Here is an 11,302-nt window from a genome sequence, read left to right as displayed (position 1 = left end):
GCTGGGGCCGATTTGAACTATCGCTCTGCCAACACTTATGATTATGCGTCGGAAGTCATCAGCTTCCGAAGAGCAAGGCCCCATCGTTTAGCGGCCTAGGACGGCGCCCTTTCACGGCGTTAACACGGGTTCGAATCCCGTTGGGGCTACGGATACTGTAGGTTGTACACGGCACGAAAAGTAAGACAGTTCCACAGCACGACAGCACAAGAATCACCGCACGAAATGCACAAAAGTTTGGCCCTGTAGCGCAGTTGGTTAGCGCGCCGCCCTGTCACGGCGGAGGTCGCCGGTTCAAGTCCGGTCAGGGTCGCCAAGGCGACAAGCCCTTTCGAAAGAAGGGGCTTTTCGTCCTTTCGAAGGCGTCTCTCGAGCCGCGTTCGAGGCCCTGTAGCTCAGTTGGTAGAGCGTTCGACTGAAAATCGAAAGGTCACCGGATCGACGCCGGTCGGGGCCACTTGGCCATCTGCGGGCTTCTACCGCGGGTGGCCATTTTTTATGCCCGAAAACAGGCGAGCTTCGGGTCGAGTGCCGTCCCGGCCGAGTCGAGCGGATGCGTGTCAGCCGAACTTCAGATCCAGCACCTGACCACCCGATGTCCATGTGAGCTCCGGATCCGGACCCCGGTAGTGGAAAAACCCCGACAACGCCCCCTTTGCAGCCTCCAGATCGACCACGGCCCCGCTGGGCGCGTATGCAGGCCTGAAGGAATGCGAATCTCCGTCTCATCCGTTCCTTCGATCGAACCCAGGATCCGCCACTGGTTCGTCTCCTGAGCGTTGGCTACGCAATGCACGATGAATCAGCGATTTCGTCTTCGCACGATCTGTCCGGGGCTCCTCAACACCGTTGATCAACCACACATCAGGGAGTTTCGGCTTGGCCGCACGAATCCCTTGTCTTGCAATATCTCCCACCATGACCCCAAGAGCATTGGCTAGTACTAGCACCAGCCATAGGCCGGACCAAGGCCGCGGGAGTTGGGAAAGAAAAACGGACTCCACCACAACGAGAACGATGAACACAAGCATCACGTTGCGATCACGAACGAGACTTCGAACCATGCCGCCTCCGACGAGACCCGCAATGACTACGACGAAGATCTCCAAGCCGTAAAGGCCGTTGAGTGTTTGAAGCACGGCCCAATAAATGCCTACAGCAAAAAGTATTGAAACACCGAGTTTTATCGATGCGTCCCGAACAACACGTTGACGCCGCTGCGATTTACTCATGCCGTGAGAGCTTCCTTCGCTAATGTGTCGTCAGACGCGTCGACTCAGCTTCGATTCCTACCACCCATTCCGGACCGAAAGACGAGGCCCTCGGATTGGCGAGAAAATCGGTCAATGCCGTTTCAACCGAGGCTAGGTCATGAACCAACCGCGCCGGCATGAACCCCTGTACGTCTCCCATCGGAACTTCCACCGACTCATCCGCGACGCCCGCAGATTGCAGCACCGCCCAGGAATTCTCGTCGGTCGAATCAGCATTCCGATGACAGACCATTCCCTGTCCCACTCCACCGGCCACTTCAAAACGAGCGGAACCATGATCAACGGACAGCCGCCCGGATTTCTTGCCGTCCAAGGAACGCAGCGCGGCTATGGCCGCCGACCGGACAGCCCCCATCGTCGCGAACCCTTCCGCATCCACGGTCCAGGGCGCAGCCGCCTGAACTGTGCGATTCGCTACAGCACGCCCCCATGCCACTCCCGCAAGCGTCCCCGCAAAAAACCCGCCGAACCACGCGTATCCAGACGAACCCAGAAGCACGGAGACTGCGACAAACAAAACGAGAACGACAGAACCGATCCACGGCCGCGGGACACCAAATCTCGTTAGCCAGGCGCCGACGCCCAGTCCCGCGAGCATTGCTCCGACCTCAAGAAGCACTCGCTCCCTCGGCACGAACACCATACCCGCGATCGTCGCCAGCAAGACCACCCCGCTGAGGATGAGCGCGCCTTTCCAGGACCGCCGCCGATTTGTTCTCACAACATCCAACTCTCTGCGCTTGCTTGTCACCAGCCGAGACGGGAACCGTAAAAGCTAGCCGAACTTCAGATCAAGTTCGGCATCTCCTGACGTCCAGGCAAGCTCCGGGTCAGGGCCCCGGTAATGGAAGAAGCCGCGTAAAGCCCTGCCTGCAGTTTCGAGATCGACCACAGCACCGCTGGGCGCATGCGCAGCTCCCGAGGGTATTCGGATCTCGGTTTCCTCATTGCCGTCAACCGAACCGAGCATCCGCCACTCCCTTTCCTCCCGGAAATTTGCTACGCAATGCACGATGAATCCCGTCGCCGGACTTCCCATGGCCTCGAACAACCCCTCGTTGCGCTCCACAAAGAAACGTCCCGCCCTCGCACTATCCCAGGACGAAAGCAACTGTTGCAATTCCCGTCTTACGGTAGTACGTCCCTTTGGAGCATCCTCATCTCCTGTGCCAGCAATCGCGCCCTCATTCATCACGGTGAGGCCCCTGCCCCTCGCTCGACTCAGGTCATTCCACCAGCCGATAACTCTGCACTTCTGGAGCTCCGCGCAAGACGTGCTTCATGATGACCCGGCCGTACCAGCCGATGTCAAACTCGTACTCGGCGCCGACTTGAAAAGAGGACGCTAGCTCTTGTTGCTCGTCGGAAGTCACACCTCTGGAAATTCCCAGGGGGCCGCAGTTCGACGTCAGGATAAGAACCGCGGGCGTCGACACCGACCCTCTCGAACCGCCCGATGCTGTCTTCGGCTCTGCCGACACCACCACACAGCGCACGCTTTCAACAGCAATCGTGTTCCACACCGGGCTGAACAACACACCCACAGCAACCACGACCGTAAGTAGGAAAACTACCCAGGATAACGACCTGACAATTCGCTTAGCGACCTTCGGTCTTACAGGATTACGCGTTGCCGGCATTTCCTTGTTCACCTTTTCCATTACCAGCCACGCACATGGAGGCCCGTTTACGGACCGGAAGCCCCGCCCGCGACTCCCTGAATGGCACCATTCATGAGTTTCACATACGACGCGACACCCGGTGGCAACCTACTAGACAACGCTCCCCGGCCGTAACCGCAGCCCAGGTCATTCCACCAGCCGATAACCCTGCACCGCCTGGATTTCGTGGAGGACATCTTTCATGATGACCCGGGAATACCAACCAATGTCGAACTCATACTCGGCACCAACTTCGAAGGAGGACGCAAGCTCCTGCCTGCCATCGAACGTCACTCCGCTCGAGATCACCAGGGGACCGCAGTTCGACGTCTCGATGAGCACCTCGGGCGTCGACGCCGACCCTCTCGATCCGCCCGACGCCGTCCTCGGCTCTGCCGACACCACCACACAGCGCACGTTCTCAACAGCAATCGAGTCCAACACCGGGCTGAACAGCACACCCCCGACAACCACAACCATAAGAAGGAAACCTACCCAGGACAACCACTCGGCTCTTGGCTTCTTCGTCGTCTTTGCTGTTACAGGGTTACCCGTTGTCGGCATTTCTCTGTTCACCTGTTGCCGGCAGCGCTCGGAATTGGTCCGTGGGGAACGAGTGCGGCGGCCGATGTGTTCAACCGACAACGTCCTGTGGGTCGACTGCAGGGTGGACGGGCCAGTGGCCGGTGGCGTCGCGGATCTCGATGGCGCGCAGCAGCGGCGTCATGTCGTAGATATTGGTGTTCAGGTTGAGCTTTACCCCCTTTGTGGACCTGATGTATACAAACGGAGGCATCGCGCTGTAACGGTCGATGTCGGTGTAGGTGATGACACGTTCCTTGCCGAGCATGGTGCGGAACGCAACCTCGTAGTCGCGTGGAGCAACGTAAAAGTTCCGGTACATCAGCAGAAACCCGGTTCCGCCCAGGAGCATTGCCACCGAAGTAATGTACTGACCCAGTGCATCTCCGTCGGCAAAACTGGCGAAGATAGTCATGAGGGCTCCCACGATCACAACGAGCCAGCCGACGATCGGAATGAACTTCACCATTCGGCGCCGATCGGGATGTTCCTTGGACCGGTTGGGGTGCTTTCGTGCCCACCACCGAACGGCCACGATAAGTAGTACGGCAAACGCGATGATGACGAACTTCAAACCGGTTTCAGCGGACATGTCTGTTGTCTTTCGTGTGCATCATAAGTGGTGAATCGATGGAGGCTGTGCGCGGTCGTCACTTGCCCTGGGTGGCTATTCCGCATTGGTGACGGGGAGTTTGTGTGCTGGCGGTCACGCGGGTGCCGTCATCTACACGAAAGGGAAAAATGGGAAACAGTCACCGCTCCCGCACCCAGCCGTGGCCGGCAGCACCGCGCCGGCGACATTGCCGAGTTCGTCAAAGACCGCTCAAGACGCATGAGTATCAGCCGAATTTCAGATCCAGCACCTGATCACCCGATGTCCAGGTGAGCTCCGGATCCGGCCCCCGATGATGGAAGAATCCCAACAATGCCGCCTTTGCAGTCTCCAGGTCGACCACAACGCCGCTGGGCGCATATGCAGGGCCTGAGGGAATCGAAATCTCGGTCTCAGCCTTTCCGACGATGGAACCGAGAATCCGCCACTCGCCCTCTTCCTGCCGATGTGCTGCACAGTGCACGATGAAACCGGTCACCGGGTTACCCATCGCCTCGAACAATCCGTCCTTGCGTTCAACACGGAAACACCCTGACTTCGCGCTGTCCCACAAAGAGAGGGCATCCAATGAAGCTGTCTTCGCACTCTCCGTCCGTTGCTCCTGAGCACCATTGATCACCCACACATCACGCAGTACCTTTGGCCGACTCTCACGTAATCCTTCGCTGACGGTGTTGCCGACCATCACGCCGATGGCGTTGGCTGGTATCAGAACCGGCCAGATCCTGGACCAGGGTTCAGGAGACTGAGAAAGAAGCGCGCACTCCGCAATAACTAGGACGAAGAGAACAACCGCCACCAAGTTTTCGCGAACGAAAGCTCGGACTGAACCGCCCCCTACAAGGCCAAGGACAATCAAGGCGGCGATCTCCACACCTTTGGAACCGTTAGTCAGGGAAAAGAGGACGAAAAAGGTCCCTAATGCAAACACCAGTGCCGTGGCCAGGAGAGCCCAGGTCCCTCGAACAAAGCGAGAAAGCGGCGACGAATTCTGCATATCTCTCATATCCTCAATCACCTACAAGCAGGAAGTTCGCGAGATCGAATCCGCCCCCAAGGGAAGTTCCTACAGCTGCCGAGCGCACTAGTGCAGTTCCGTTCACGCCGCCGCGAAGTCCCGACAACGTGCTGGCGTTGGTCCGAGCCGCCTGGGCCAGGGTACTCGACGGAGAAGGGCCGCCGGGGACATGAGTCAGAGCGCCGCCAGTAAAAGCAGACAACGCCACGTCTCCAATCTGAAGCTGTTCCCCGGATATCGCCCTATCCGCAGCAATTCCAGCTACGCCACCGCCGCTTCCAATGGCAGTCATTATCAACCGTGCTGGCGCTCGGGCAATAAGTCCTGCAGCGGGCGAATTCGCTGCGAAACCAGCGGCTTTGGCCAGAGTTCCGCCCGCCGGTCCCGCTAAACCCCCAACAGCTCCGCTCACGCCGCCGCCAACCATGGCACCAGCGAGACCTCGCCAGTCCTGGACGCCTCCGTTCTTGGCAGCGTAGATGACCCCACCGCCAACTGCACCCGCGGCTCCGTTGACAGCTGCGTTGATAGCGACGTATCCACCCAATCTGGTTACGCTCGACGCGGCAGCCATTGTGATGCGAGCAGCAGCGACGCCAGCCCCTCCCAGAGCGCCAGCGGCACCGCCCGCAAGGGCTTCCACGCCCACTTGTCCCCAATTCACGGCACCGTTCGCTGCTTTCTGGGAAATCGTCGATATGCCCCCACTCGCCAATGCCCCGGATACTGCACCAATCAGCACCATGCCAGCCGGGCCGCCCACCCCAGTGCACATCAGCGCAACTCCGGCAGCGATCGCTAACCCACCGGCAACGTATTCCCAGTGGCTCCCAGCCGCCTGATCGTGGGCCTCGAGATCCGCGTCAGTAAGGGGGCGCAGCCCGGCGGGGTCGGTGGTGTTCAGCGGGTTGTTGCCAGCGTAGGCGTAGGGGTTGCCGTCCCAGCCCGCACCCAGGATCGGGGACAGGGGGTCGGTGGAAAGGAAACCACGGCTGGCCGGATCGTAGGCGCGCGCGCCGAGCCACTCCAGTCCCGCGATGTCCAGGCCGCCGTTGCCGGTCAGGGTGATCCCGGCCGGCAACAGTCCGGCCAACCCGGCAGAACCAGCACCGGGCGTGCCTCCGGGTGCCGGGTCCGGGATGGTCGGTGCGCCGATAACAGCCCACGGGTCGGTCTGATCGGTCGGGCGGGCCGCACGCCAGCCCGGCGCCATCCACGCGTCCCCGAACCCGGTGACATCGCCCGGTAACGACAAAACCTGCCCGTCGCCGATACCGGCCAGCACCGGGAACGGGCTGGCGGTGTCCCACCACAGCTCCGTGCCGTCAACGCCAGCCAGCTCACCCAGGGCATCCACCCGCAGCTCATGCCGGGACATCGCCAGCCCGTCGGGCGTGCGATCCGTGGTGCTGTTCAGGTGACCGGTAGGTCCCCAGGCGTATTCGGTCCAGGACCCGTCGGCACCGATCAGCCGGGTCCGACGACCCAACCCGTCATGCACATACTCCGTCCGGGACCCGTCCGGTTCCGTCACCGACACCAACTGTCCCGCGGTGTCGTACTCGTAGGTTCGGGAACCGCCCGGGGCGGACTCCCGCACCAGACGCCCGCCGGCGTCATACACCCACTCCGACACCACAGCCGGAACAGACGTATCCTGCTCCCCGTTCCGGGTCGTGGCCGCCGAGACCATCTGCCCGGCACCGTCGTAGCCGTACCGGGTCACCGCCCCAGCCCGCGCCAGGCCGGTGATGCGGCCGTCGCCGTCCCGACCGATGAGCGTGACATCAGCCGTGCCCGGGTCAGTACGGTCCGCGCGACTGTGCTCGGCCAGACTCCCGTACCGATAAACCCACTCCTGAACCAGCTCGCCGGCCGTGGCAGAGTGGATCCGCCCCGAGGCGTCGTGTGTGAAGGTGGCCTGCCCGAGCGACGGGTTGCTCACGGCGGTGACCCGGCCGGCAGCATCCCGCCGATACGTGGTGGTGGTGCCGTGCGCATCGGTGAACGCAGTCCGGTTGCCATCGGCGTCGTACGCCCAGGACAACCCGCGGGACCCGCGGGTGCGGGAGGTCAGGCGACCGCACCGGTCAAAACCGAGCTCGTGCTCCACGGCCAGACCCTCACCGCCCAAGGAATCGGAAATCACCACACGGCGGCGGAGCCGGTCCCGGCTAATCGAAGCCAGGAGTTTCCCGTCCACCGAGGTGGTCGCCTCCTGCCCGGCGGCGTCGTACGTCCAGCTGGTGGTGTGACCGTCCGGGTCCGTCTGGGACAGTTGCCGCCCGGCGGCATTGTAGGTCGCGGTGGTGACCCGGCCGAGGGGGTCGGTGACCGCGTCGACCTGGTCGGTGGCCGTGTAGGTGCGGGTCGTCACCCCGCCGAGGGGGTCGGTGACTCGAACCAGGCGCCCGCGCACGTCGTACTCGAACCGGGTGCGGCCGCCCACGCCGTTGACGGTGCCGGTCAGTTCCCCGGCGGTGTTGTACTTGAACCGGCGGGTTCCGTACCAGGTGTCTTGGGAGAAGCTCAGCCGCCCGGCCTTGTCGTATCCGTACCGGGACACGCCCTGGCCAGGGCTCCGGCGCGACAGGAGCCGCCCGCAGGGGTCGTACTCGAAGGTCTCGACCTCGCCCGTGGGCAGGGTGCGCGCACTGACCCGCTGGTCGGCGTCGTAGGTGAGTTCGGTGACCGCGCCGAGCGGGTCCGTTGTTTTCCAGGGCCGGCCGCATCCGTCGTACTCATACCGCGTGAGCGCGCCGGCGGGGGAGGTGATCGAGGTGATCTTCCCGGCCACGTCCCGGCCGAGCACCGTCAGGCCGCCTTCACCGTCGACGAGTTCCACCGGGTTGCCGGCCGGGTCATAGGAGATGAGCTCCGCGGAGCCGTCTTCACCTTGCACCCGGGTGGGGCGGCCGTAGGTGTCAAAGCTGTAGGTGGCGCTCCCGAACGCGTCTGCCAGGGTGGCCGTGCCCGACTGCCGGTCCGTGGTGGCGTCCGTGCGCACGCCGGTGGGGTCGATGACGGCGCTGAGCGCACCGACCTGGTCGTACTCCCGCGCCCAGTTGTGGCCGGCGGGGTCGGTGATCCCCACGAGCCGGGACAGCGTGTCGTGCACGAAGCCCCACCGGGCGCCGTCGGGCAGCACGGCGGCGGTGACGTTGCCGAGTTCGTCGAAGACCCGCTCGATGCTGCGGCCCAGGGGGTCGATCGTGCGCACCAGCTCACCGTTGCCGGCGTATTCGAGTTCGGTGCGTCCGCCGTCCGGGGCGATGGATGCCGTCGTGCGCCCGGCCAGGTCGTGTTCAAACGTCCAGACGGCGCCGTCGGGGTCTTCCCGCCGAACTAGCAGCCCCGCGAGGTCGTAACCGAAGCGGGTGTGCGCACCGGAGGGGGTGATGGCCGCCACCGGCCGGCCGGCCGGGTCGCGGACGATCCTCGCGATGTCTCCGACCGCGTTCTGGGTGGCGACGAGGTCACCGAAGTCGTCGTAGTCAAAGCTGACGGTCACCCCTGCCGGGTCCAGCACCCGGACCAGTTGCCCGTTCCGCCACACTAGCTCGGTGCGCCCGTCCAGCGCGTCCAGAATCACCGAGGGGTCCCGGGTCACCGCGTCGGCGTACTCGAAGGAAATGACCGAACCGGTTTCGGTGACCAGGGTATCGATGCGGTCGTGATCGTCCCAGCCGTAGGTGAGGTCGGCGCCTTCCGGGGTGACGGTGCGGGTTCGCCGGCCCCGCCCGTCGTAGCCGTGCACCGTGACGGTTCCGTCGCGCTCGGTGAAGGAGACGAGGTTTCCGTGGCCGTCATACGCCATCGACTGCCGGTGGTCGTGGGAATCAAGCACCCCGACCAGGCGGCCCTTCGCGTCGGCGATCCACGAGTTGGAGCGGGTACCGTCCTCATCCGAGACCACGGTGACCCGGCCCGGCAGATACGCGAACCGGGTTCGGCGCCCGTGCTGGGTGACCTGGAGCACAACCCTGCCGTGCTCGTCATAGGTGTTTTCCGCTTCGAGAACCCCCGCGCAGGAGAAGACCGCCTCGATCAGGCCCTGCTCGTTCCACCGGTACGTTCGCGTGCCCAGTTCTGTCACCACGCCGGTCAGCTGGCCGGCGTCGTCGTAGGCGTACTCCACCCGACGCCCGTCCGACGCCCGCACCACGGCCACCCGCCCGTCCAGGTAGTCCACCTCCAGGAACCGGCCCCGCGCATGCGCCAGCCGGGTCACCGGTCCCACCGTGCCGTCGTCGGCCGGCGCATCCCGCACCGCGGACACCGTGCGGTCCGCACCCGATCCGGACCCGAGCCAGACCCCGGCCAGGCTGTAAGCCCACCAGGAACCCTGGTTGTCCCGGACCACCAGAACCTCCGGGGTCCCCACTGTCAGGTGGCGCAGCTCGGCCAGGTCAATGGTCGCCGCCGGTTCTTGGCTCAGCCAGAAGTTCTCGTTCACCGCCCGGCCCCAGCCGGACCCCTCGCGGGGGAAGTCGACGGCGCGCCCATCGGCCAGCACCCACCGGCACCCCTCGTCGGAGACCGCGAGGTGCTGGTCGAGGACCGAGGCCCAGCCGGGACCGAACACGCCAGGCACCTCCAGTCCCGACGCCAGCGAGTTATACATCCGCGACAGAACGACGTTGGCGGCCATGCCGGTGAACCCCAGATCCGATTCCGGCTCGATGAAGTTACCCGTGGCTGTGTTCACCGGGTCGTTGGCGTACCCGCTGGTGGGAATGGCCCCGGCCGCCTTCGGCGCAGCCACGACCAGCGCCGTGCGGCTGGCACCGACACCTGCCGCAGCCAGCGCCGCAGCCACGCCCGCATCCGAGACCGTCGAGATGTTTCCCTCGCCACCAGCGGCAGCGAACGCGTCCGCCACGGTCACGGCCCAGTTCGCATCGTTTTCGTTGGCGGTCAGATACGCACGGTAGGCGCTGACCACGCCGGCGGCATCGATCGTGCCCCAGTTGCAACTGGACGCAAAGTCTGAGAGGTGGCCTTCCAGCGTGCCGGGGGCTCCAGCCAAACCGTCATCCAGGCTGCGGGAGCTAGCCGCGAACGACCGCAAGGACTCGGGCCGCGCCGAGGACGTCCCTCCCGCGGATCCGCTGCCGGGCGATGGCGTGTCCCGCGACCCGGTACTGGGCACGGTCGCACCAAACTTGGGGGCGCTGGTCGGCTCCATGTCGGGCCGCGCTTCGCCACCTGACCACCAGTCACCGATCTGCTCGAACACGTCCCGGTCGTTGTAATCACGGACCCACGCGTTGTTCTTGACGCGCCGCGCATCCTCTTTTATCGCATCTGACGTCATGGCGTTGATGTATCCGGCGACGGTCCGCATGGCCTCTGCCAACGCTGACGCGTCGGTGACCGCCACGCCCGCGTTGGCTGCGAAAACAGTTGAGAAATGTCCCTGGAAGTCTTCCATCGCCGACGTGACATGCGTCCCGCGCGAACCCGACTCTTCCTCAACCCTGAGTGCCGCCGACTCGAACGCCGACTTCACCGTTCCGGCCACGCCATAATCAAACTGCCCACCGTGGGCCGCATCCGAAACCGGCAACAACGGCATCTCTACGAAATCGGTCACTATCAAAGCCCCCCACTGGACACGAACTGCAACTAAAACAGAAAACTAAAACGCAGGTACTAACCCCCGGGCCCTGGAACACCCACAACCGGTGCAGGGACACATCCCAGACCGGCCGGATACCGCTGTGCGTCACGGCCAGGTGGCCCGCTCACCAGAGCGGCGCGACTACCCGGCCGTGACGCGGTCACGTCTGACTCAGGCGCCGCCGCCCGCGGAGAAGATATCCTGCGAGATCTTCTGCAGCTGCCCGCGCAACTGCTCCAGCTCCTGCTTGGCCTTATCCAGAGCAGCCTTCGTTTCGGGCCACGTCGAACCGCGGAACTCCGCAGCGAGCGGGCCGTCCCACACATTCGGATCCGACAAAATTCGGCCCTGTGAATCCAGCGCTGAAATCTGGTCTGTGAAACCCCCGTTGATGATTGACTGCACCTGCCCGATGGCAGACTTCGCTTGCTCAGTAGACAACACTCGCGACATAAACATTCCTCCCAATGAGTACCGCTTGTCCGCCGGACTCTTAACAGCCGGCGACAGGACGGTGCTGACGCTACCAAC

At 63.6% G+C, this 11,302-nt stretch carries 9 protein-coding genes and 3 tRNA genes; 3 read left to right on the top strand and 9 right to left on the bottom strand.

Annotation, left to right across the window (positions count from 1 at the left end):
- The first annotated feature begins 76 nt into the window (after positions 1 to 76).
- The 3 genes from E3T22_RS13620 to E3T22_RS13610 all read left to right on the top strand — a co-directional run bounded on the left by E3T22_RS13620 (position 77) and on the right by E3T22_RS13610 (position 457).
- Positions 77 to 149, top strand: a tRNA-Glu gene (locus tag E3T22_RS13620).
- 90 nt (positions 150 to 239) lie between these two features.
- A tRNA-Asp gene (locus E3T22_RS13615) sits at positions 240 to 316 on the top strand.
- Between the two features lie 68 nt (positions 317 to 384).
- A tRNA-Phe gene (locus E3T22_RS13610) sits at positions 385 to 457 on the top strand.
- Between the two features lie 268 nt (positions 458 to 725).
- On the opposite strand, the gene E3T22_RS13605 is transcribed toward E3T22_RS13610, so the two are convergent.
- From E3T22_RS13605 to E3T22_RS13565, 9 genes are all read right to left on the bottom strand, one after another.
- The gene (locus tag E3T22_RS13605; RefSeq protein ID WP_134480943.1) at positions 726 to 1,232 is read right to left on the bottom strand and encodes a hypothetical protein; all 507 of its coding nucleotides are present in this window, start codon (positions 1,230 to 1,232) and stop codon (positions 726 to 728) included.
- A 19-nt stretch (positions 1,233 to 1,251) separates the two neighbouring features.
- Complete coding sequence (locus E3T22_RS13600) at positions 1,252 to 2,025, bottom strand: hypothetical protein (RefSeq protein ID WP_241983688.1); 774 nt, start codon at positions 2,023 to 2,025, stop codon at positions 1,252 to 1,254.
- Positions 2,026 to 2,049: 24 nt separating this feature from the next.
- Positions 2,050 to 2,343 (bottom strand): hypothetical protein, encoded by a 294-nt coding sequence (locus tag E3T22_RS13595; protein WP_134480944.1) that lies wholly within the window; start codon positions 2,341 to 2,343, stop codon positions 2,050 to 2,052.
- 157 nt (positions 2,344 to 2,500) lie between these two features.
- Entirely contained in the window at positions 2,501 to 2,935 is a 435-nt protein-coding gene (locus tag E3T22_RS13590; RefSeq protein WP_134497583.1) for a hypothetical protein, read from the bottom strand.
- A 147-nt stretch (positions 2,936 to 3,082) separates the two neighbouring features.
- Positions 3,083 to 3,415 carry a hypothetical protein gene (locus E3T22_RS13585; RefSeq protein ID WP_088457323.1) on the bottom strand — a complete coding sequence of 111 codons (333 nt, stop codon included), beginning with the start codon at positions 3,413 to 3,415 and terminating at the stop codon, positions 3,083 to 3,085.
- Positions 3,416 to 3,569: 154 nt separating this feature from the next.
- Positions 3,570 to 4,109, bottom strand: coding sequence for a hypothetical protein (locus E3T22_RS13580; protein ID WP_240632273.1), 540 nt, complete (start codon positions 4,107 to 4,109; stop codon positions 3,570 to 3,572).
- A gap of 247 nt (positions 4,110 to 4,356) precedes the next feature.
- Complete coding sequence (locus E3T22_RS13575; RefSeq protein ID WP_134407806.1) at positions 4,357 to 5,127, bottom strand: hypothetical protein; 771 nt, start codon at positions 5,125 to 5,127, stop codon at positions 4,357 to 4,359.
- Between the two features lie 13 nt (positions 5,128 to 5,140).
- Positions 5,141 to 10,531, bottom strand: coding sequence for a DUF6531 domain-containing protein (locus E3T22_RS13570; RefSeq protein WP_166789302.1), 5,391 nt, complete (start codon positions 10,529 to 10,531; stop codon positions 5,141 to 5,143).
- Between the two features lie 411 nt (positions 10,532 to 10,942).
- The gene (locus E3T22_RS13565; protein WP_134407804.1) at positions 10,943 to 11,224 is read right to left on the bottom strand and encodes a pyrophosphorylase; all 282 of its coding nucleotides are present in this window, start codon (positions 11,222 to 11,224) and stop codon (positions 10,943 to 10,945) included.
- Positions 11,225 to 11,302 lie beyond the last annotated feature (78 nt).

Source organism: Cryobacterium sp. TMB3-10, assembly GCF_004402305.1.
GTDB classification, from domain to species: domain Bacteria; phylum Actinomycetota; class Actinomycetes; order Actinomycetales; family Microbacteriaceae; genus Cryobacterium; species Cryobacterium zongtaii.
Note: the sequence above shows the minus strand (reverse complement) of the source record. Positions and strands in the feature narration are given on the sequence as shown.